Below are 23014 nucleotides of genomic sequence, written 5' to 3'. Positions count from 1 at the left end.
CTCAGGGATCAAGGCTACAAGGTGGGCATCTACACGGTGAACTGCCCCGGCCTGACCGTCGAAGACATCGACGTGTCGGGCAACTATCAGAAGCACTTGCTCTCGACGCCCCAGGCCGAGGACGGCAGCGACTGGCTCTTCCCGCACAACAATGACCAGGAGAAGTGGATCTCGCAGTACGGCTCAGGGCTGGCCGTCGAATCCTCCGATCGGGCAACCATTCGCCGGGTGCGGGCCCGGCACGGCCAGAACGGCATCATCATCGACCGAGTCAACGATTCCAGGATCTACGACAACGACTGCTCCTTTCTGTCCGGATGGGGGCTGGCCATGTGGCGGTCAAACCGCAACACCATCAGCCGCAATGCATTCGATTTCTGCGTGCGCGGCTACAGCCACATGGTCTACAACCGCGGGCAGGACTCGGCCGGCATCCTCATGTTCGAGCAGAACTGCAACAACACGATCGCCGAGAACTCGGTGACCCACGGTGGCGACGGCTTCTTCGGATTCGCCGGCCGGGAAGCCCTGGGCGAGGCTCCGCCCTCCAGTCCTGATTTTGACTACCGGCGCAAGGGTAACAACGATAACCTGCTCATCGGCAACGATTTCTCCTACGCGCCGGCTCATGGCATCGAGATGACCTTCAGCTTCGGCAACAAGTTCATGAACAACCGCATGGTCGAAAACGCCATCTGCGGCGTGTGGGGCGGCTATTCGCAGGATACGCTCATTTCCGGCAACACCTTCGAGGGCAACGGGCAGATGGCCTACGGCTCGGAGCGCGGCGGAATCAACATCGAGCACGGCCAGCGCAACCGCATCATCCGCAACACGTTCAAAAACAACCGGTGCGGCGTGTTCTTCTGGGGCGGGCCGAACGAGCGGTTCGCGTCCATGGGCTGGGGCAAGGCCAACAACTTCGAGTCCAAGGACAACGTCGTCGCGGGCAACACCTTCGACGGTGACCAGATCGTCCTGCAGCTCCGCGAGAGCAAGAACTGCCTCTTCATCGAAAACGAAACCACCAACGTCGGTAAACTGATCGACGCCAAGGCCGGTTCCGAGCCGGTCGAGAAGGGCGAGTACGAGTATGAGTTCGATGTGAAGTACCCGGTGTACGGCGACACCCAACCGGTGGGGGCCCGCAAGCACCTGCGCGGCCGCGACAAGATCATCATGACCGAGTGGGGGCCCTACGACTACACCGGGCCGCTGGTTTTCCCCACTCGGATCTCGGGCGGCGAGAAGGCCTCACTGCAGGTGTTGGGCCCCTCCGGCAGCTTCGAGGTGACTCGGGTCACCGGTGACGTGCAAGTCTTCCCGATGCACGGTAGCTTGCCCGGCAAGGTCACCGTCCAGGTCCCCGGACCGGGCCTGCATCCGTTCAACCTCACGATCAAGGCGGACGGCAAGACCATGACCGCCGCGGGCTCGCTCCTCCTGGCCGAGTGGGACGTCCAGTTCTTCAAGTGGGATCCGGCCGCTCTCGATCCCCGCCAGCACCAGGATCGCTGGGATAAGCTGATCACCGGCCAACCCGTCGAACGCCGAAAACTCAACGTGATCGACTTCAAGTGGGGCGGCGGGGCCCCCAGCGAAAAGGTTGGCCCGGATCATTTCGGGACCGTGGCGGAAACGACGCTTGACCTGCCCGCCGGCAAGTACACGATCTGGACCGTCTCCGACGACGGCATCCGCGTGACCGTCGACGGCAAGCGAGTCATCGACGACTGGACGTGGCATCCCCCAAAGGAGAATACCGCCCCGATCGACCTCGTGGCCGGAAAGCACAAGATACGGATCGACCATTTCGAGATCGACGGCGTGTCGCAGCTGCAGTTTCGCATCGAACCCGTGCGATAATCTGGGGCTTCCCTGCTAACGCGCTCCTCCCGTGATCGCCGTTGGGACAGCTCTGTTCACTTTGGCTGGCGGCGTGATACAATCGGTGAATCGGGTGGCTCCTGCTCCCTCGTCGCGGAGGATCGTGATGCCAACGTCTTTGGTGAGCCGAACCGGTTCGTGGCGAGTGCCGGTGATCGCGGCGGTGATACCGTGCCTGCTGCCTTTTGGCGCGGTCGCCCAGACCGCAACGCCGGTATACCCGCGAGCAGTGGTCATCAACTTCGATCCGATCCTCGAGAGGCAGGGCATGCAGCGGCTGCACGCGGTCTACGGTTGGACCGACCCGGCCGTGCTGGCCGCAGGGTATGTCAGCGACCTCAGAGCTTCCAGCCACGACCTGGTCAACTTCCGGATTACCCGGACAATCAACGCCGACGTCTATCCAGTCAAAGCCGACGGCTTCCAGTACACCGACACGACCTTCCAGCAGTGCTGGCCGGGCGGCGGGACCGCGTACTGCCATTCACCCGACGGCGTTGACTACCGGGCCGTCGCCCGTGACTACGACCTGGCCCGCAAGGTCGATTCCGGCGAGATCGACGAAGTACTCATGTTCGGCGCCCCGTACTTCGGCTATTGGGAATCGACCATGGCCGGCCGCGGCGGCTATTGGTGCAACTCCAGCCCGCAAACCCGTATTCCCTGTTCCAGGATCTTCATCATGATGGGCTTCAATTACGAGCGCGGCGTCGGCGAGATGCTCGAGGATTACGGCCACCGGACGGAATCAATCATGCGGCGCGTCTACGGCAGCTGGTCAGCTCAGCAGACTCACGCATGGAATCGGTTCACCCTGTACGACAAGCAGATCCCCGGTGAGGCCGCTTGCGGCAATGTGCACTTCGCTCCCAACAGCACGAGCGACTATGACTGGGGCAACAGCCGATACGTCGACAGCACGTGCGACTGGTGGCTGAACAGCTTCCCCGTCGGCTACCCCGATGAAATTGGCCCCAAGCGGTCGGTCAACAAGACCGAATGGGGCTACGGCGATATGCGACTTCACCACAGGTGGTGGTTCAGCCACATCCCGCATGTCGATGGCTCGATCACCGAGTACGGCATGACCCGACTGAACAACTGGTGGGCGTATATGCAGGATTTCAACCACCACCCGGAGAGCAACGGCGACTTCGCCCCCGGCGGCTCCGTCCCCCCGGCCGTCGCTTTCCCCGCAACCCCGGGACCCGTCACTGCCAGCCCCCATGACCAGTGGTCGCCGAAGGTGAATGCCTCCGGTCGCGTCGTCTGGAGCGGCTCCGACGGAGAGGACTTCGAGATCTACTCCGCCAACGCCAACAGCAGCAGCCTCATTCAAATCACGGACAACGCAATGAGCGACGAGTCGCCGGAAATCAACGCCAGGGGGCAGATCGTCTGGCAGTCATTCGACGGGCAGGACTTCGAGATCTACACCGCCAATGCTGACGGCACCAACCTGCACCAGATCACCAGTAACACCGTGAACGACTGGCACCCCGCCATCAGCGACAGCGGGCGAATTGTCTGGGATGCCTTCGACGGGCAGGATTACGAAATCTACAGCGCCAACGCCGACGGCACCGACATCCACCAGGTCACCAGCAACAGCGCGTCCTCCGGCTACCCCCGCGAGGACGTCTGGCCGCGGATCAACGCCTCCAGCCGAATCGTGTGGTTCGGCTACGACGGCACTTTCTGGCAGATCTACAGCGCTAATGCCGACGGGACCGATCTGGTCAACCTGTCCAACGCGACATTCGACAACGAGTATCCGCAAATCAACGACGCCGGCCGGGTCGTCTGGCAGGGCTGGCCGAGCTCCTGGAACAACACCCATTGCGAGATCTACTCGGGCGATGCCGCCGGCGGCACGGTCGTGCGTATCACCGACAACTCCTACGAGGATTGGCACCCCCAGGTCAACGACCGCAATCTGGTCGTCTGGATGGCCCGGGCCGAAGCCGGCAAGTGGGTCGTCCGCAGCGCCTCCGCGACCGGCGGCAGCCTGGCCACGGTGAGCTCCACCGCCCAGCATAGCCAGTACCCCCAGGCGGACAACGCCGGCCGGATCGCCTGGCAAGGCTTCGACGGCCACGATTGGGAGATCTACGCCTCGGTGGACGGCCAGGTTCAGAAGATCACAGACAACAACTACGACGACCGGGCTCCCCGGTTGAACGATACCCAGGCTATCGTCTGGCACGCGGCCAGCGGCGTCGGAGCCGACGGCGATGTAAGTCAGATCTGGTCCAGCACCGTGACCCGCCCCATCTCCGCCGATTTCGACGGCGACCGCGATGTGGATCTGGCCGACTTCGGGCACCTTCAGCGCTGCCTGACCGCTACCCGTCTGGAGCCGGTCGCCCCCGGGTGTGACAATGCCGACACGGATGACGACGGCCACGTCGACGAGCTGGATCTGAGCCGCTTCCTGGCATGCGTCAGCGGAGCGGATATCCCAGGCAATCCTGATTGCGACCCTGATTGACCAGTTCGAGCCCCGTCGCGGAGAATCCCGAGAACGGCTCCCGCACCCTCATGCCGACAGCTCCCCGGAGGGCCCCACGCCCCCGTTCACCGTGCCACGCCCCTCTGGTCCGAACGACAACGGACCGCCATTCTCATCGCTTCGGGGTCCTCGCAGCGTCACTCGGACGTCCCTGGGGCGGAGCACCCGCATACCCCAACCAAATCCGGCTCCGCGAGGCCGGCCAAACCGCCGAGCACCACCTCCTCCGGGATCGATCCGGCTCGCCGGTCACCAGGTATACTTCACGCAGTCGCCTGTGGTCGTCGGCCCCACGACGGGCCCCCCCGTCACCCTGACCCGACGCACCGGCTCCGGCGGCTTGTGAAGGGTCAGAATACCGGCAACGCCCGGCCTGACCGTCACATCGATCGGAGCGTCAACCTCTCCGTTGACCGGAATCCGCACGATCGCGCGGCAGGTGCAGTCGACGAACGGATTGCCGTTTCGCTTCACTCGGACGCCGTCATTCAGATCAACGTCATAGATATCTTCACCGATGTGCATATTGTGGATGCCTGCGTCGGGAAAACGCAGCGAGCCGAATCGCAGGGCCCCAGTCGCCTCGGCGTCGATCAGCTCCTGGATAGCGATGAAAGCCATCAGCCCACCCCAGTGGTAGAGCCGGGCCGCGTTCCAGACGTCGCCGCCCGCGCCGGTGTCGGCGTTGTAGTTCTCATAGACACCACCGTCCTTACGCCAGTTCTCCATGAACATCGTCAACCCGAGGCCAGCCAGTTCCGCCGCCACGTCATCCATGCGATACCGCCGCAGGCCCTCGGCCAGCAGAAAATTGAACGGGCCCCAGATCCGCCCGCGCCAGTAGTCGTTGTCCGGGTAGGCCGGGTCGGTTCGGGCGATGGCCGGCACGACATATCTGCCCCAGAACTCCTTCTCGTTGAGCAGGTGCTCCTTGACCATGCGCTCCCCACGGCTCGGGTCGGCCACGCCGGCGATCAGTGGGAAGAAGGAAGTCGGCGACCACCGCCTCGAAAACCGCCCGTCCCAGTGCCGGTTGGCGTACAAGCCGTGCTCTTCGTCCCACAACTGCGCGTTGATCCGCTCGCGGACCGCCTCGTATTCCTTCCGATAGGCGGCCGCTTCCTTGGGCCTGCCAAGCCGCTCGGCCAGCCGGGCCAGGGCCTCGCAGTCCATCGCGTAGTAACTGTTCAGTCCAACGTCGGCCAGCTCGAAGGTGTTCGCCTTCTCGTTGAACGGCACGTCATCGTACATCGGCGAGTTGTCCAGCCCGCTCTCGTACATCGCACACTTGGCAGTGTGCTGCAGCGATGGATTGTAGGGGAGCAGCTGCGGAAACTCGTACCGGGGCGTCGCGTCGGTACCCCATTCGAGCAGACCGTCGCCGTTGCCGTCGCGATGGGTCATCCAGTAGGTGTGCCATTTCCGCAGCCGAGGATAGATCCCCTTGACCCACTCGAGGTCCGGGCTGAATTGCTCGGTCTTCCAGATCATGTAGGCGCCCAGGGGGGGCATCGAGCGATCCATCGAGACCGCCCCGTGAGCCATGAAGTAGTTGGGCACCATGCCAAACTCCTCGATCGCCGCGGTCACCGCCTCGAAATTCGATCGGGCTAACTGCCGCGATTCGCTCGATACCATGGTGCCAACAAGGAACGTGTCCCAGCAGAACACGAGCACGCCGCGCCAGTCGTAACACCAGTCCCGGCTGACCGGTGAGCTCAGCAGACCCCGCCGCGTGTCATACAGCGTGTTCCACGAGACCGCGTGCATCATGGCCTCCGGGGCGTCGGCCAGTTCACCGCGCCCGGCCAGCGCGGTCCGCTCATAAGCTTCAAAGGACCCCGCCAAGGCCCGCGTCACCTTGCTCGGTGTCAGGATCAGCGTGGCCAAGCGGCCCGGCTTGCCTGCCGCATAAGGTTCGGCGATGTTCAGGAAGTAGTCCGTGGGCCAGGTCGCGTTCTCGAGACTCACCCGCCAGTGGGCAAAACTCCCGCTTGTGGCCGACTTGACCCTGACCGTCTCGCCCACCGGAGCCAGCAACAGAAAAACGACCCGGTGTCCGCTCACACCCAGCGGTGAAACGGTGAGCCGCAGTTCGCCATCCGTGTCAGTCGCCTCAGCCCGGTAGACGCTCTCTCCGATCGCGAACTCGAGTCGCGCCGGAAGACCCAGCGGTCCGTGTGGCCCCAGCTTTCGGACATCACTCCACCGCAAGGTGTCATGCAGATGACCGAGCTTGCGGCTGTCGGGACTGGGGGGCGGAACATGCTCGTCCCAGATCGCATACTGCACGACCACTTCGGTCTTGCCGTTCCGAAGAAACACCATCCGGTTGAAGCCGCGAAAGTCCCAGGTGTTCCAGCCCGTCGGTTTGTGCGGTCCCATCTGCGTCTCCCCGTCTTCCCTCGGTCCTCGAGATCAGCCCCCCAGAGCCATCCGCGGGATTCACCACTCTCCACAACTCGATCGCAACCCGCGACCCTTGAGGTCGACCACCGGCGTCCTGACCAAAGGGGAGTAGTCTACCCGTGCTGAGACCTTCGGCCAGCCCACAGCAGCGACCGCCGCCGGCAGGGCGATGATCGCGGCTCGGGTCGACCGGATGCCCGGCTGCATCCGGATCTCAACCCCAGACCTGGCCCCTGCTCGTAACCGCTCGCGTCGACAAAGGCACGGGACATCGCTGATGGTCGTTGTTGGCCATCAACCGCAAGGATCAAGGATGGCTTCGGACAGGCCCGCTCGGACGGCCAGCCGCGTTCCGAATCCCCGCTCGCGAGGGCGCAGCGAACGCTCGCTGACCTGCAGCCACAAGCCCGATCCGCGATCGCGTGTCGTCAGGGGCGGGGCTGGTTGTTGCCGGGCGGGCGCCGGAGCCCCTCAGCGAACTCCTGCGACCGGCAATAACGCACCCACTTGTTGTTGACCGGGTCTGCAGAAATCCCGATCCCCGGAATGGGCCCGGTTTTCCACTGCCTCACCACCCTGTACTCCCCCATGTCGATCGGGCCGCGCGATTTGCCATTGGTCATCCACATGCGGATCTGGCCCTTGTTGATCAGACCCAGCTCCGCTCGAACCTCAGGGTGGTCATCCTTGTTCTTGCCGCACAGCGCCGCCCCCTGAGCGCTGACGTTAATGACCTTGAGGATCTCTTTTCTGTTGCTCCCCCTCTCCGTGAGCTCGGCAAGCAGCACATTCTTGTCATCGACGTACCGTTGCTTCCCCCCGCGAGCGTCTCGTCCCGGCGACATGGGTTCTACCTCCGCTTGGTATGCCGCAATCGTAGCCACAGAGCTGCCGATTTAATCTCAAGCCGCGATCGCACGCGGAATGAAATCCGTGTCAGCTGCGGTCGGCAAACAACCGCTCCCTCACGAACAGCCCCCACCGCCAACGTAGTCGGTTCGGCACTGCAGGCCCCGCGGGTCAGTCTGCCCGTCGCGACCGCCGAGCGGCCGACAACCGCCGGCCGGATCAGTTGCTTCTGTCCCGGTAAGTCCATCCTAATACACAATAACCGTCTGTCAATGGGTTTGCGGTCGCAGCCGGAGGTCCCGAAACGTCATCGATCCTCCCTGTACGCGGAATGGCATTCAAGTGTGGCACCAATTCGAGCCCCGGGCCGACGGTTCCGACGTCCTGTGCTGCGCTGCTGTCTCCGCGTACCGTGGACCCGCCAGGTTCTCATCGCCGCAACGGACGTGTCCCGCTCCGAGGGCCTGCGGGTAGGCCGGACCCTCGCGGATGTCGCGCCGGGAGGGCGTCTCATAAGAGGCCGCTGCGGTCGTGGTGATGGCGTCTGGCCCGACAGCTTCCAAGACAATGGCCCTCATGGGTCATGGCGACCCTACGCTTTTCATTCGATGATTCGAATACCCGGCCACGACCGGGGCCCCTCGCCGGTGCCATCGGCGGGTACGCCAGAGGCGGGACTGTTCGGCTTGGACATGACGGCCCTTCAGAACGGCGGCGTGACCGGTACATGGCCCGGCGCCCCAGGCTTGGCAGCAGTGAACGACCGGAGACGCGACCCAAGGGGGTGTTCCTTGCAGAAGCTGCAGCATATCGTTCGCCATGTGGAGGACATCCTCTCCGCCCAGTCCGTCTCCAGCCTGAACGTTCTGAGGGAGTCTCTGGATCAGTTGGATGCCCGACAGCGGTTCTACATCCGACAGACCCTGGAGCGCGCCCGAGCGGTCGATCGAACCTTGCTGGTCCACCTCATCACCATGAAGTACTTGGTGGAGCACTGGCATGATCAGGATACGGCCACCAAGGTGGCTGTACTCTGGTGCATCGATTCCCTTGCGGAGACGGAGTTCGCCCGAGCGGTTCTCCAAAAAAGTCCCGAGGTGAGCGAGATCTTCGGGAAGATCCAGGAAAGACTGGCCCCAAAAATGGTGTCAGGGTGATTTTCTGGCCCTCGCCGATCCTCAGGCGAGATCGCAGAGTGATGTTCCTCTCTTCTCTTTTCGGTCGGTGCGGGTCCCACGCCGGGCTCTCGGTTCGGCGGCTGCGCGTGCCCGCCCAGGCTCAGAACGTCGATCCCGCCAAGGCACGTGAGAACCCACCGGACGTTCCGCAGGACGGTGTGGCGGGTGAGACACTCTCGCTCGCTGTCCGGCCTGCATGCGGCTGCCCTTTGCAGGAAAGCAGGTGCCCTCGGCTATAATCCCGACTATCGACTCTGTCGGAGGAACACAGCATGGGCGTGTTGGGCAGTATTGCGGCCAGTGTCATCCGGGGTGACGATGAGGGCATTCCCAGATTGATCGGACAGGCCCTCGAACAAGGTATCCCCGCCAGAGAGGTCCTGGTCGAGGGGTTGCAGCTGGGCATGGCTGAGGTCGGCCGCCGATTCCGTGAGTGTGAGTTCTTCGTGCCCGAGGTGCTGATCGCCGCCGAGGCCATGAAAGCCGGCATGGAGGAGCTTCGCCCGCATCTCGTCCAGCAGGGCGTCCAGCCGGCCGCCGCGGCGGTCGTCGGAACGGTCAAGGGGGATCTGCACGATATCGGCAAAAACCTCGTCGCCATGATGCTGGAGGGCGCGGGCTTCGAAGTGGTCGATCTCGGCGTGGATGTGTCTGCGGAGAAGTTCGCCGCTGCCTGCCGGCAACGCCCCGTGCAGCTCGTCGCCATGAGTGCACTCCTGACCACGACGATTGTGCAACTGGACTCCGTGATCCGGTACCTGAAGAGTGAAGTCGATCCCGTGCCCGTCATCATCGTGGGTGGTGCGGCGGTGACCCAGGAGTTCGCCGATCAGATCGGAGCCGACGGCTACGGCCGAGACGCTGCCACCGGAGCGATCGTGGCCAGGAGACTGTGCCTCGGACAGCGTTCGGCCTCGTCTTCGGAGTAGGGGGCTAAGGGAGGCTCAGAGGTCCTCGCGGGTTCCGTTGGGCTCTGGGGGCGGGGCCCGGCTTCGACTCGGCGGGCAGCTGGCAACGGCGGCCGATGAACGCCACGTCGGCAGCGGGGCACTCGTGGATCCGACCGGGGGATTGGGCATGGTGCAGTGAGCCTGACTCGTTACACCCCGTCCGTCGCGGCCACCTTGGCGTGACGCCTGTAGGCCGGCACGGCCCCGGCGGGTCCCCGCGGCGTCACCCATGGGGGAGCATAGTCGGCTTGACGAGTCCCGACCTCGGAGCTTAGAATGCCGTTCCCGGTGCCCATGGCGGCATTGGAGGGAGCCGGATCCGGGTGGCGGGGGTGGTGTCTCTTGACGTGGTCTTGACAACCGCAGAAGAACGTAACCACTTATTGCGTATGGGTTTGGGCGATTAGCTCAGTTGGCTAGAGTGCTTGCTCGACATGCAAGAGGTCACTGGTTCGAGTCCAGTATCGCCCAGTTCCGGAGCCCCAGCCAACCGCTCCGTTGGTTATGGCCGACTCACGTTTCCCCGTGACTTGAGGGCCATGTTGGTCGATGAAAGGTGCAGCCGTCGACGTCCCTGCGCCACGCGAGCATCCGGTTTCGGAGAGGTGTCGGAGTGGCTGATCGAGCTGGTTTCGAAAACCAGTGTGCGCGCAAGTGCACCGGGGGTTCGAATCCCCCCCTCTCCGTTTTTCATGCCTTCGGCAATCATAAGTGATTGCCAAATAAGCATTAGCGATTTCAGGGGTCTCCCGTTTGTGCACATTTGTGCACGGGAGGTTCTCTGGAATGGCCTCTTCCAAGAAGGTCTGACGCCGCCGTGTCGGCCGCGTCACCGTGTATCAGCGTGGGGGTCGGTTCTGGCTCTACCACCGGGACTACAAGCCGGTCCGTCGGCCGGTGGGCACGAGTCGCGAGGAGGCGCTGGCCGTCGCGGCGAAGATCAACGCCCAGTTGGCCGACGACGTTCCGACCATGCTCGCGTTCCAGCCGATCGCCGTGACGGCGATGATCGCAAAGTGGCTCGACCACCATGAGCACGTTCGCCGGTCGGCGGTGAACACCGTGAATCGGTATCGAACGGCGATCGAACACCTCAAACGGTTCATCGAGGCGAATCACCCGGGACTGCGGGCCGACCGCTTCGACAGCGGCATGGCCGAGCAGTTCGTCCGGCACCTGCGTACGGCCAAGGTCTCGCCCAACGGCTGCAAGGGTGCCACCAAGCGAACCATGCGAGACAAGGGCGTGATCTTCACGTTGGAGACCGCACGAGCCTTGTTCAATTTCGCCCGCGACCAACGTCACCTGCCGGCGTATGCCCCCAACCCGTTCACCAGCCTGGCCATCGAACGAATGCCGGTCGAAGACGCCAAGCCGATTCGCCCGATGATACCTGACCAGGAGCGAGAGTTCTTCAAGGGCTGCGACGAGTGGCAGTTCTGCGTGTTCTTCCTGTTCGCCTTCACCGGCCTGCGGGTGGGGGAACTGTGCCACCTGCTCATCGACAACGATGTCGACCTGGACAACAACGTGATCCGAATCACCAACAAGCCACGGCTGTACTGGCAGATCAAGACCCGGAATCTCCGGGACGTGCCGTTGCTCCCCGAAGTTGCTCAGGTGCTGCGGAAGTGCATCGGCGATCGCAAGACGGGGCCGGTCATTCTTCGTCGAGGCGTCATAAACGGAAAGAACCGGGTGCCCTTGACCGACCGTTCCATGCTTCAGCTCGAACAAGAGGCGGCTCGTCGAATCGAAGCTGCTCAGGCTCGGCAGGCCGGACCGTTGACTCGGCTGGAAGCGAGACAGATCGGCCGGTCCGTCTGGAAGGACGCTGGGGCCACCAAGGAAACGAAGGTTCGTGTGGAGTTCATGAAGGTCACCAAGCGCATCGGCCTTGGCCACCTGACCTGCCCGGAGTCAACCACGCTCCCGCCAGCGGATGGTGCGGGCGTATGGCCTTGACCTGCGAGGGAAGACGCCTCGATGTGGGTAGTGTGTCGTGTGTTCCTTGACGCTGTTTTTGATGACATCCAGCTCGGAAGGCTGTCCGTCGTGAGAGAGGGCTTGGCACATGGCGGTAAGCGATTTGTGGCCGGAGGACTGTGGTAGTCACGGCTGCGTTGGTGTGGGCTGACTGGACTGGGTCAGATGGCGAACGGGCAACTGGACCTCGCCATAACGGAGGAAGCTCGGCACCGTGGGACTGTTGTAGCCGAGGTATCGCGGTTTTCCGACGACCTCTACGCAGCCTGGGTTCTCAGCCATCCACTTGGCGAGGAGGCCGAGGGCATTGGCCAGACGGCTTTTCGTGTAGTCGCCACGCATCCCGACCGACAGGACGGTCATCGCCGGCACGTCCACGACGACGACGCGGGTATCGGCTTGGTCGGCGCCGGTCGTGCCCAGCGTAGGCTGCCGATACAAGAAGGCCATGGACACCGGCTCCGCCCGATCAGCAGCGTCGGGCCGGGTCGCGAGTGCAGCGGGGTAGCCGATCTCGACCGGTGCGGTCATCGCAATGTTGTTTCGCTGAATGTGCTTGAACAGCGGCCAGAACATCGTGTCCTGATGGGCCGGCTGCCCTTCCCAAGCGGCGAACCTAGCCATCCGGTAAGACGGGTACTCCTTGATGACCACTGTGCCCACCGGCCCGGGTAGCGGAAAACCCTCGGGGAGTTTTGCCTCGCGAATCCAGAAAGGCTTGGCCATGGTCGGCTCCTGCTGAGGTACCGAAGCATTGGACGGCACAGCCGGCCGGCTCTGGGCACAGGAAGCCACAAGCAACAGCGGGATACTCAACAGGCCCAACTTCAGCGGTGACGAACAGTACGATGTTGCCAACACCTGCTCACCTCCGATTCTCAGCGCGCCGGCCTCTGCCACAACATCTGCCTGAATCCCCGACATCACGAATTTGGCTGGCCATGCGGTTCGTTCAATGGACACCAATTGTCTCGCCAGCTCTTGAGCGGCCTGCCACTTGACCACCGCTCACAACCCATCGACCCAGTCCTGCACCTCCTCTTCCGCCGTTACGGGAGGGCATTGGGACTGATCCGTGATACACATGTCCTCATAGGCGAAATTGAATTCTCTGGCGGCCTGTCGAAAAGCAGCATCAACTTCGAGCGGCATCGCGGCATTGGACGCTCCGGGTACGCGGGTTATGACATTCACCCCCGCATACTCGCCGACAGGAGTTGAGCCACAATAGCATGATGTATGCTGTTCACTTATGCTCGATTCACATATCCGTTAGAATTCAGGCTCAGGAGGAAACAGTGAATCACGATTCGCCATGAGTTCTTCACAGGTGTCGAGGTCGGCGGGAATCGGAATCAGAACGATCGGATTCAGGCCGGGATCGCGCCTCTGGGGCGGGTTGTTGGGCGTGTCCAGAATCGCGAGCGATGCTCCAATCACGAGCTGTTCCGAGTCGTCGATGACGTTGCCTCGCAGGCTACCATCGGAGAAGAGCGTCAAATCGTTCTGGAATATCTCGCGCCGGGCGATATAGATCTCTCCCTCGATGAAGCCGAACAACCTCACGAACACAGTCACCCCCGGCTTTCCGTCGTTGTCGTCGTCGCTCAACAGGGGATCATTGCGGTCCATCGAAAGCGGCACGCTCGGGTCACCGTCAATGCCGTTGAGCGTCGGCGTCGGGGGACGGTAGAGTCTCCATACGCCATTCTCCTCATACACGTCGACGATTGCACCAGGAGGCTGAATTGCCTGTGTGGCTGCATCCGAGAAGATCGTGTCGAAGGGCTGGTTGGCGATATACTCGGCATGGCAGAAGCGGTCGTACGCGACCAGTTCTCCGTCTTCGATGACCAGGTCCGTGAAGCCGTACGAGACGATGAAAGAGGATAGCAGGCCATTAACCGTCTCGCCCTCGTAGGCAACAATGTCGTAGTGGGCATAATGTCCCGCCATGGCCGCCATGGCCTCTTCCTTGCTGGCGGGTGCGACCCAATCCGGATCGTTGGTCGGCGTTTCATACAGCGGACTCTCCGGCCAGGGGAGCGGATTCGAGCATCCAGTCGGATTCGTACATCCAACAAAGAATAGGCAGCTGGCAACCGCTGCTGTACGTCTCAAGACCTGACGAACCGACGTCATCATTTGAAACCTCCTTTCTCGGAACAACCGACTGCAGCGAATGATCAATCGCAGAGGCAACCTCAAGAGCTGCTCTGCTGGGGCTCGTGATCCACGATGCGAGGCGCCCGGCGCAGGAATCGGTGCGGCGCACAACTCGTCAGTGATCTGGTAGGTCATGAGCGGAGCCCTATTGCGCAGTAACCGGCGCATCGTAAATCAGTCGCCCGGGGTCGTAACCTTGGCTGGGCAAACGGTTCAGAATGCCATCGAGCGTCGTCTGGTCCAAGGTGGGTGTGCGGCTGAGGATAAACAGCGTGGAACGGTACGGATCGCCGACAACCGCATACTGGTACGCCGGGTCGAGCTCAATGATCCAATATGGTCCGGGGATCGGCACGTTCGGGAAGCTCACCACAAGCTTGGCGTTGGTGGACGCATCGACAACTTCGGCAACGCCTTCGATGGTCGAAACCGTGGTGCCGTCTGCGGCGAGACAGGTGTTGAATACACCGATCTTGCCGTCGTCGCGCGCGGTGTACTCCGCTGTGGAACTCGCACAGGCGGCCTGGAAAAACGTGGGATAACGGGCAATCTCATACCACTTGCCCGCGTACTGGGTCAGATCCACAGACTCGACCACATCCAGCGGGGGATAAAACGCCCCGCATCCAATGACCAGTGTAACTACCGGCATGGGAATCAGTAGAATCTTTAAGAACATAATGCTGTCTCCTGCATCTCGTTTTTAGAAGCGAGGGAACCCGCCATCGCTGCTTATGCTGGACGCTCTGAAGAGCTCGATGCCGTCCTTCGTCGCGAAATGAAACGGACACCGTAAAATGTTCCCACGAACGCCACCGGAATCAGGAAGCAGGGAGCGGTGGTGGCGCTCGACTCGTGAAACGAACGGACCTGGGCGATGTCCTGCGGGAGCGTGGCAGTGGCATCGGGCCCGAACTCCTCCCGCTTGCCGATCGCGACCCAGAACCTACCCGGCTGGCCAGTGGGCACGTAGCCGACCAGGTAGTATCGCCCGGACTGCGGCAGCGTCACCATCTCTTTAAAGAGGATCCAGGAGTCGGTTCCGCTGAACGGCTCATGGAAGAACTCGGGATCAGTGATGTCGGTCGTCGGGTAGATCTTGGCTCCATCACCGCCAGGGATGGTGAACGGCAAGGTCGCCGCGGGCAACCCAGGCCCGACGAGCGCGAACGCGGGCCGATAGTCCTTCAAGCGATCGATGGCCGGCACGCCCGGGTTGAAGTAGAGCTCCTGTCCCGCCACCGCATCAAACGCGATCCACAGCGGCTGCACCGGCTCTGTCACCTCGTGGTAAACGACCTGCGAGAGGCCGATGTCCGAGACGACCAGGGCGTGCTCAGCGTCCACGGCCGTGCCGTCGTCGAAGATCGGCAAATGGGCCGAGGCCACCTGGGCGCCGCCAAACACCGCGAGAAAAACCGTCGAGTTCAGACAGACCGTTCTGCGTTTCATGCGTCAGGTCTCCGTGGCCCTGATTCTACTGTCAAGCCGCGTCGGCAGCCATCCGTTTTCCCGGAACCACAGGGTACTTCAAAACGGACCGGAGCTTCGGGAGGTCCTTCAGGAGTCCCTCCACGGTGCCCTTGGGCAATTTCGCAAATGCCTCGTCCATCGGCGTAAATACGGTGAAAGGGCCTTTGCCCTTCAACGAGGCGACCAGGCCCGCTGCCTTGAGGGCCGTGGCAAGTGTGTTGAAGGACCCGGCCAAGACCGCGGTATCGACGATGTCCTTCGAACCGGTGCAAGCCGTGGCTTTCGCCTTTGTCGCGCATCCGTCGCCGCCCTGCGCGTTGGTAACAAACAGAGCCAACGAGACAACTGAAACGTACGCCATTAAACCAATGTCTCGCAACAGGACGACCTCGTCGTACTGCTCGTGAAAGACGCGCTTGAGGTGCACAGCCGGATCCGCAGAGATGCCGGTGAAGAGCTCACGGTACATCTTCGCGACGCGTTGGGGAGTGTCGGCCAAGCCCTCTCGGTCCGGATCATCGACGAGGGCCATGAGCAAGTTCCTCACGGCCATCTCGGCCCGCTCCAGATCGATGAAGGTGCCCGGTTTGGTCTGTCGACCGGTTGCGACACCCTCAGGGTCCACTACGACAATATCCCTGTGTTCAGCGATCATGCCCTGCTCCAGATTCGTTCATATCGTTCAAAGGCACTATAGGACCGTCCAAACCAAAGGCAAGGAGGAAAACCGTGCAAAACGTTCAAGTTCTGACAAGGGTAATCATAAGTCGTTACTTGGTAATCACGTATGATCTAATGTGGTTGGGCATCGCCTACAAGGGATTCTCCAGCAGGGCTTGTGGGCTTCGGCTCCGTGGTCTATAATCAGTCAAATCGTTCATACGAGGGCTGGTATGCGAGACTTGCTGACACCCAAACAGGTTGCCCGGTCCATCGGGGTAAGCGAGGCGTCGCTCAAACGCTGGTGCGACAAGGGCACCGTTCCCTCCATGCGAACCGCAGGCGGGCACCGTCGCCTTCCCCTCAATGGTGTCATGCAGTTCCTCCGGCAGACGGGCTACCCCATTGTCCGGCCCGAGGTGCTCGGACTCCCCGCGACCGCGGGCCGAGGCAAGGAGACCATCGAGCGGGCTAGGTCGCAGATGCGGTCGGCCCTTGAGACCGGGGACGAACCGCAGGTTACGCAGCTGGTCTTTGACCTGTACCTCGCCGGGCATGCCGCGTGCGACATCTGCGATCAGGTGATTGCTCCTGCTTTCCACGACATCGGGGCGCGCTGGCAGCACGGAGAAATCGAGGTGTACGAGGAGCGGCGGGGCTGTGAGGTTTGCATGCGTGTCCTCCATCAGCTGCGACGGCTGTTGCCGTCGCTTTCGGACTCGGCGCCGCAGGCCATCGGAGGCACACTCGAAGGCGACCCTTACACCATCCCCACGCTGATGGTGGAGATTGCCTTGCGAGAGGCAGGCTGGCGGGCCGACTCCTACGGAATCGGGCATCCGTTCTCAACGCTCTGCGCGGCGATCCGCGCCGTCCGGCCGCGCCTCTCCTGGCTGAGCGTCTCGACGATTCCCTCGGTACCCGATTTCCTGGCCGGCTGCTCGAAGCTGTACGAAACCGCCGTCGAGTGCGGCGTCCCCGTCGTAGTAGGGGGGAGGGCGCTGACGGCGGAGATCCGGCGGGCAATCCAGTACGCGGCCCACGGCGACACGCTGCGGCACCTGATTTCCTTCACGCGGACACTGAACCACCCGGGCTGATGCAATGAGCAATCCGATACCGGAGACCACTCCATCGAAGCCCGTGCTTGTCACCGGGGCCACCGGTTACATCGGGGGGCGCCTGGCACCCCGTCTCCTGGAGGCAGGCTATCGGATCCGGTGTCTCGCGCGTGAGCCCCGCAAACTCAGCGGCCGGCCGTGGGCCGAAAGGCCGAACGTCGAGATCATACGCTGTGACATCGATGATCCCGATGCGCTCCGCGCGGCAATCGAAGGCTGCTGCACAGCATACTACCTGGTGCACTCGATGATGGTGGCCGGTGCAGATTACCGTGAACACGACCGTCTTCTGGCCCGGGGCTTTGCGAAGGCGGCCGAGGCGGCCGGCCTTGAACGGATCATCTATCTCGGAGGCCTGGGAGAGATCGGCGACAAGCTGAGTGAACATCTCGCTTCACGACGGGAGGTTGAGACAGCCCTGGCCTCGGGTTGTGTGCCGGTCACGGTATTTCGGGCTGCCATGATCATCGGCTCCGGCTCAGCCTCGTTCGAAATCCTGCGGTATCTGGTCGAGCGGCTTCCGATCATGATCACCCCCCGATGGGTATCGACGGAAGCCCAACCCATCGCGGTCCGGAACGTGCTCCACTACCTGGTCGCTTGCCTCAACGAGCCCGCGACTGTCGGGAAGACAATCGACATCGGCGGTCCAGACATCATGACCTACCGCGAGATCATGCAGACCATGGCTCATGCCCTCGGGCTGCGGAAGCGATGGGTCATTCCCGTTCCCGTGCTCACGCCACGGTTGAGCTCACTCTGGATCCACTTGGTCACACCCCTCAGCCACCGCATCGCGCGACCCCTGGCGGAGGGCCTTCGCAACCGTGTCGTCTGCCGTGACGGCGAGGCGCAACGGCTCATGCCGCAAAGGCTGCTGACCGTCCGCGAGTCGATCGACGCAGCCCTGGGCAAGCTGGAGACGCATGATGTCGAGACGAGCTGGTCTGACGCCGGCCCCTTGCCGGGTGACCCGGATTGGTCGGGCGGCAAGGTGTTCGTCGACCGCCGGACCATCCAGGCGAGTGCCGGCGCGGATACCGTCTTTCGGGCGATTTGTCGCATCGGCGGCGGACAAGGCTACTACGCTGCGGATTCGCTCTGGCACTTGCGCGGTGCGTTAGACCGCCTGTTCGGCGGCCCCGGCCTGAGACGCGGCCGACGTGATCCCGAGAAGGTCGGATATGGAGAAGCTCTCGACTTCTGGCGCGTGACTGGAATCGAACCCAACCGGCGTCTGGAACTTCGTGCCGAAATGAAGCTGCCCGGCGAGGCATCGCTGGAGTTCGAGGTCCAGCCGCACCCGGAAGACCATGGCCGCTGCATGGTCGTCCAGACGGCCCGTTTCAAGCCGCGAGGACTGATGGGACTGGCGTACTGGTACTCCGTATTGCCGCTCCACGGGGTCGTGTTCAGTGGCATGCTGAAGGGCATTCGCCGCGCGGCGGAAGCCATCGGGCGGACGACGCCGACAGGTCAAGTGGAGCCTGTCGGACGCGGTGCGGAACCAAACGATTCACCCCCGCTACCATGACGTCAAGGTGCGGACCCGATGCCGATCGGTTCCTGCAGGTGATGCAACCATGAGACTCAAACCGACCCGTCACCTGCATGACTGCATGCCGACACTCGCCGTGCGCGGGCCCGTCCGCCGACTGGCGATCGTTCTGGGCGACCAGTTGAACCCGCATGCGGAGGCAATGACGCATCTCCATAAGTCGCGAGACGCAATTCTGATGATGGAGGTCAGCGAGGAATCCACACACGTTCCGAGTCACAAGCAGCGGACCGTCCTGTTCCTCTCGGCGATGCGCCATTTCGCGATGGATCTCGCCCGACGCGGCCACCGCGTGCGGTACATTCGCCTCGAAGACCCCGAGAACACGCAGTCCTTCAGCGGTGAGATCGAGAGGGCGGTCCGCGACCTGAAGCCGGAGCATCTGCTTTGCACGCATCCGGGCGAGTGGCGGGTGAAGAACCTGATCGAGGACGCAACAAGGGCAGCAAGAGTCCCCCTCGAGACGCGGCCTGACCGGCACTTCCTGGTCGACCTGGAGGATTTCGATGCCTGGATGGCCGACCGCAGACAACCCGTGATGGAGCATTTCTACCGCGAGCAGCGTCGTCGGCTCGGCGTTCTGATGGACGAGAGCAGCCGACCGATCGGCGGAGTCTGGAACTTCGACGAAGACAACCGCGGGGTTTTCAGAAGGGTGCCGAAGGTGCCCAAACCTTGCTCGCCTCGGCCGGATGCCATCACCAAGGCTGTTACTCAGCTCGTCCAAGAGCGATTCCCCAATAACCCGGGCTCGCTCCAGAGCTTTCGATGGCCGGTCACGCGCACGCAGGCCCTCCGGGCCCTCGATGACTTCGCGGAGAATCGGCTGGCCGAGTTCGGCACCTACCAGGATGCGATGTGGGCAAATGAACCGTTCCTGTATCACTCTCTGCTCTCCGCCTCGCTCAACCTGAAGTTGCTTGATCCCCGTGAGTGCGTCGCCAAGGCGTTGGCAGCTTGCGAAAGCGGCCAGGCTCCGTTGAACTCCGTCGAAGGATTCATTCGACAGATCATCGGCTGGCGCGAGTTCATCCGCGGAATCTACTGGCATGAGGGAGCAAGTTATGACTCGCGAAACGAGTTGGACCAGCACGGAACGCTGCCGGAGTTCTACTGGACGGGGCGGACGGAAATGGTCTGCATGAGTCAGGCCATCGGCCAAGTCCTGGCCTGCGGCTACGGCCATCACATCCAGCGGTTGATGGTGACCGGCAACTTCGCCCTCATTGCCGGCGTGGATCCCCGTCTGATCAGCGACTGGTACCTCGCGATGTACGTTGACGCCGTGGATTGGGTGACCCTGCCCAATACGCTCGGCATGGTCATGCACGCCGACGGCGGCGTGGTCGGCACGAAACCCTACGCCGCGAGCGGCAAGTACATTGAGCGGATGAGCAACTACTGCCGCAACTGCCCCTTCGATCCGGCGAAGCGCGTCGGGGCTTCGGCATGCCCCTTCAGCACCTTCTACTGGGACTTCCTGAACCGAAACCGTCGGCGATTCCGCGGCAACCGCCGAATGAGTATGATGCTGCGAAACGTCGATCGCCTGACGGACGAGGAACGTGCGGCCATTTCCGCTTGGGCCAATCAACGTCGTCGCGAGTTCGGAATTTGAGGTGCCGACTCGCCCACCAGTAGGTGATTGTATGCCAGCATTGATGTGGTTCCGGTCCGACTTGCGAATCAGCGATAACACGGCGCTTTATCATGCATGCAGGTCCGCCGACGAGGGCGTCATCGCAGTCTTCGCCCTGTGCCCCGGGCAGTGGTCCGACCACGGTTGGGGTCCGATGAAGGTTGATCTCGTCCTGTGTAATCTCCGGGCTCTCTCCCGATCGCTGAGCGAACTCAATATCCCGCTCATGCTGGTCGAGTCACCACGTTTCGCGGCGGTTCCGGGGAAGCTCCTGGACATCGCAAGAAGGCACAAATGCAGCGGACTGTTCTTCAACCGGGAGTACGAGGTCAACGAACGTCGGCGCGATGCGGAGGCCAGGAGGCTCTTCGAGAAAACCGGTTTGACCGTTCATGCCTTCACGGATCAGACGATCCTGGATGTGTCGGCGCTGCGAACGACCTCAGGCAACTGGTACACGGTATTCACGCCCTTCAGACGCAAATGGCTGGAGACCGTGAAGGAGGATGGGCCGCTTCCGATCTGCCCGAAGCCCCGCAAGCAGAGGCCCACGGCCATGCGGCCCGATCCCGTGCCCGGTTCGGTCGGCGGCTTCGCGAGGTCGGCCCACGCCAACCTCTGGCCCGGAGGCGAGAAGGAGGCCCAGAAGAGGTTGAGGTTGTTCATATCGAGGCGGATCGGCGATTATCACGTGAAGCGGGATTTGCCCGCCGAATCGGGTACTAGCGAGCTTTCACCGTACCTGACGTGCGGCGCATTGTCTGCCCGGCAGTGCCTCGTCGCCGCTTTGGGAGCCAATGACGGACGGTTGGATGCCGGCGGCAAAGGGGCGATAACCTGGGTCAGCGAGTTGATCTGGCGCGAGTTCTATCGCCACATCCTGATCGGTTTCCCGCAGGTCTGCATGAACAGGCCGTTCCGGCTGGAGACGGATCGGCTCATGTGGCGGGAGGATGAAGCCCAGTTCCAGGCCTGGTGCGAAGGTCGAACAGGCGTGCCGATCGTCGATGCCGGCATGCGGCAGCTTGCCGAGACCGGCTGGATGCACAACCGGGTGCGGATGATCGTGGCTATGTTTCTGACCAAGGACCTGCTCATCGACTGGCGATGGGGTGAGCGGCACTTCATGCAGCATCTGGTGGACGGAGACTTTGCCAGCAACAACGGCGGCTGGCAGTGGTCCGCCTCGACGGGCACCGACGCAGCTCCGTATTTCCGCATCTTCAATCCGTTCAACCAAAGCAAACGATACGATCCCGACGGCGAGTACATCCGGCGGTTTGTGCCGGAACTGGCCGATGCCCCGCCGCGCGCCTTGCATGACGCCGACGGTATCAAGTCGCTTGGTTCCAGGTACTCAGGCCTGAGTCTCGACCGTGCCGCCTCCCGGGCCAGAGTCCTCAGTGCATTCAAGAACCTGAGACGGCAGAAGCGACCGGAAAGAGCGAACAACTTACTGTCGGGCGGAGATGCCATATGATGCAGGAAGATGACGCTGTGAACAGGCTCGCAACAACTGACCATCCGATCCACAAGATACTGGCACAGCGGTGGAGCCCCTGCGGTTTCGCAGAAACCCCCGTGCCGCCGGAGGATTTGAAGTCGCTATTTGAAGCCGCCCGCTGGGCCGCATCATCGTACAACGAGCAACCTTGGCGCTACATCGTGGCGACCCGTGACGATCCCGAGGCGTTCGACCAGCTGCTGTCCTGCCTGGTTGAGGCCAACCAGGCTTGGGCTCGCTTCGCGCCGGTGCTCACACTGGGGATCGCCAAGCGAACCTTCTCGCGCAACGGGGCCCCGAACCGGGTCGCCCTGCACGACCTGGGGGCGGCGTCAGCGAGCTTAACCTTCGAGGCCGGCGCCCGCGGATTAATGGTCCACCAGATGGGTGGTATACATCCGGAAAAGGCCCGCGCGGCCTACAGGATACCGGACGACTTCGAGGTCGCGACGGCTCTAGCGATCGGGTATCCGGGTACACCATCGGGGCTGCCCGCCGAATACAGGCAACGCGATTCCACCCCGCGTCAGCGTAAACCCCTCCGAGAACTGGTCTTCGCAAAAGACTGGGGCCAAGCGTGCGACCGCATCGCCGGGAGTCATCGAGATTCCCACAGGAGGTGACGTGGCTGTATGGAAGCTCGGCGACACGCCCGTGACGAAACCGAAGGGATGATACGAACAGAGCCCTTGCGCCTACGACGCCCCCGAGGACCCGTACGTGGCTGTTCTTCTGGACCAGGACATTGCCGGCGAGCAATGCGCCATCACGGCATACAAACACCTCGTGGAAGTCACGAAGGACAGGGACATGGTTACCTACAACATGGCCCTGAAGATCCTCGAGCAGGAGGTCGAGCACGAGGAAGATCTCCAGAGCCTCAAGGAGGATCTGGACCTCATGGTGGCTCGCGGTGCGAAGTGAGTGCCGCGTGATTGCGACGCTCGAGGAGTCCGATGCACGACGTGACTATCGTAGGTGGAGGTGTGGCGATTACCGCCGCCTGAAGCCCTGCGGCCCCGGCCAGCACCATCCACACGACCGCTGGAATGGCCCAAACCTGACGCATGTTCCGTTCCTCCGCAGACCAGCGGCGACCTTGGCAGCGTGCGGCGCCAAGTT

At 62.6% G+C, this 23014-nt stretch carries 18 protein-coding genes and 2 tRNA genes; 13 read left to right on the top strand and 7 right to left on the bottom strand.

What is annotated here, in order from left to right:
* Together KA354_22320 and KA354_22315 are read left to right on the top strand one after the other, a co-directional pair.
* The coding region (locus KA354_22320) for a right-handed parallel beta-helix repeat-containing protein (protein MBP7937388.1) at positions 1 to 1866 on the top strand (1866 nt) is incomplete at its 5' end.
* Between the two features lie 127 nt (positions 1867 to 1993).
* Entirely contained in the window at positions 1994 to 4378 is a 2385-nt protein-coding gene (locus KA354_22315; protein MBP7937387.1) for a hypothetical protein, read from the top strand.
* A gap of 270 nt (positions 4379 to 4648) precedes the next feature.
* On the opposite strand, the gene KA354_22310 is transcribed toward KA354_22315, so the two are convergent.
* Entirely contained in the window at positions 4649 to 6784 is a 2136-nt protein-coding gene (locus KA354_22310; protein ID MBP7937386.1) for a hypothetical protein, read from the bottom strand.
* 452 nt (positions 6785 to 7236) lie between these two features.
* The gene (locus KA354_22305; protein MBP7937385.1) at positions 7237 to 7653 is read right to left on the bottom strand and encodes a hypothetical protein; all 417 of its coding nucleotides are present in this window, start codon (positions 7651 to 7653) and stop codon (positions 7237 to 7239) included.
* Positions 7654 to 8448: 795 nt separating this feature from the next.
* On the opposite strand from KA354_22305, the gene KA354_22300 reads away from it, so the two are divergent.
* The 5 genes from KA354_22300 (at position 8449) to KA354_22280 (ending at position 11750) form a co-directional block, all read left to right on the top strand.
* A complete protein-coding gene (locus KA354_22300; GenBank protein ID MBP7937384.1) occupies positions 8449 to 8814 on the top strand; it encodes a hypothetical protein in 366 nt (121 codons plus the stop codon).
* Positions 8815 to 9107: 293 nt separating this feature from the next.
* The gene (locus tag KA354_22295) at positions 9108 to 9764 is read left to right on the top strand and encodes a corrinoid protein (protein MBP7937383.1); all 657 of its coding nucleotides are present in this window, start codon (positions 9108 to 9110) and stop codon (positions 9762 to 9764) included.
* 418 nt (positions 9765 to 10182) lie between these two features.
* Positions 10183 to 10256, top strand: a tRNA-Val gene (locus KA354_22290).
* A gap of 128 nt (positions 10257 to 10384) precedes the next feature.
* Positions 10385 to 10471: transfer RNA gene (locus tag KA354_22285), tRNA-Ser, on the top strand.
* Between the two features lie 148 nt (positions 10472 to 10619).
* Positions 10620 to 11750 carry a tyrosine-type recombinase/integrase gene (locus tag KA354_22280; GenBank protein MBP7937382.1) on the top strand — a complete coding sequence of 377 codons (1131 nt, stop codon included), beginning with the start codon at positions 10620 to 10622 and terminating at the stop codon, positions 11748 to 11750.
* 147 nt (positions 11751 to 11897) lie between these two features.
* Here KA354_22280 and KA354_22275 read toward each other — a convergent pair whose 3' ends face one another.
* From KA354_22275 to KA354_22255, 5 genes are all read right to left on the bottom strand, one after another.
* Positions 11898 to 12497 (bottom strand): heme-binding protein, encoded by a 600-nt coding sequence (locus tag KA354_22275; GenBank protein MBP7937381.1) that lies wholly within the window; start codon positions 12495 to 12497, stop codon positions 11898 to 11900.
* A 546-nt stretch (positions 12498 to 13043) separates the two neighbouring features.
* Positions 13044 to 13736, bottom strand: coding sequence for a hypothetical protein (locus tag KA354_22270; GenBank protein ID MBP7937380.1), 693 nt, complete (start codon positions 13734 to 13736; stop codon positions 13044 to 13046).
* A gap of 346 nt (positions 13737 to 14082) precedes the next feature.
* Positions 14083 to 14616 (bottom strand): lipocalin family protein, encoded by a 534-nt coding sequence (locus KA354_22265; GenBank protein ID MBP7937379.1) that lies wholly within the window; start codon positions 14614 to 14616, stop codon positions 14083 to 14085.
* Between the two features lie 53 nt (positions 14617 to 14669).
* Positions 14670 to 15389, bottom strand: a complete 720-nt coding sequence (locus KA354_22260; protein ID MBP7937378.1) for a hypothetical protein — start codon at positions 15387 to 15389, stop codon at positions 14670 to 14672.
* Positions 15390 to 15420: 31 nt separating this feature from the next.
* Positions 15421 to 16065, bottom strand: a complete 645-nt coding sequence (locus KA354_22255; GenBank protein ID MBP7937377.1) for a GTP cyclohydrolase I — start codon at positions 16063 to 16065, stop codon at positions 15421 to 15423.
* A gap of 238 nt (positions 16066 to 16303) precedes the next feature.
* On the opposite strand from KA354_22255, the gene KA354_22250 reads away from it, so the two are divergent.
* The 6 genes from KA354_22250 to KA354_22225 all read left to right on the top strand — a co-directional run bounded on the left by KA354_22250 (position 16304) and on the right by KA354_22225 (position 22816).
* Positions 16304 to 17170, top strand: a complete 867-nt coding sequence (locus tag KA354_22250) for a B12-binding domain-containing protein (GenBank protein MBP7937376.1) — start codon at positions 16304 to 16306, stop codon at positions 17168 to 17170.
* Between the two features lie 4 nt (positions 17171 to 17174).
* Positions 17175 to 18725, top strand: a complete 1551-nt coding sequence (locus KA354_22245) for an SDR family oxidoreductase (protein ID MBP7937375.1) — start codon at positions 17175 to 17177, stop codon at positions 18723 to 18725.
* Positions 18726 to 18810: 85 nt separating this feature from the next.
* On the top strand, positions 18811 to 20367 hold the full coding sequence (locus KA354_22240; protein ID MBP7937374.1) for a cryptochrome/photolyase family protein: 1557 nt from the start codon (positions 18811 to 18813) through the stop codon (positions 20365 to 20367).
* A gap of 31 nt (positions 20368 to 20398) precedes the next feature.
* On the top strand, positions 20399 to 21868 hold the full coding sequence (phrB, locus tag KA354_22235) for a deoxyribodipyrimidine photo-lyase (GenBank protein MBP7937373.1): 1470 nt from the start codon (positions 20399 to 20401) through the stop codon (positions 21866 to 21868).
* 17 nt (positions 21869 to 21885) lie between these two features.
* Entirely contained in the window at positions 21886 to 22515 is a 630-nt protein-coding gene (locus KA354_22230) for a nitroreductase family protein (protein ID MBP7937372.1), read from the top strand.
* Positions 22516 to 22612: 97 nt separating this feature from the next.
* The gene (locus KA354_22225) at positions 22613 to 22816 is read left to right on the top strand and encodes a hypothetical protein (GenBank protein MBP7937371.1); all 204 of its coding nucleotides are present in this window, start codon (positions 22613 to 22615) and stop codon (positions 22814 to 22816) included.
* Positions 22817 to 23014 lie beyond the last annotated feature (198 nt).

This window comes from Phycisphaerae bacterium, assembly GCA_018003015.1.
Taxonomy (GTDB): Bacteria; Planctomycetota; Phycisphaerae; order UBA1845; family PWPN01; genus JAGNEZ01.
Note: the sequence above shows the minus strand (reverse complement) of the source record. Positions and strands in the feature narration are given on the sequence as shown.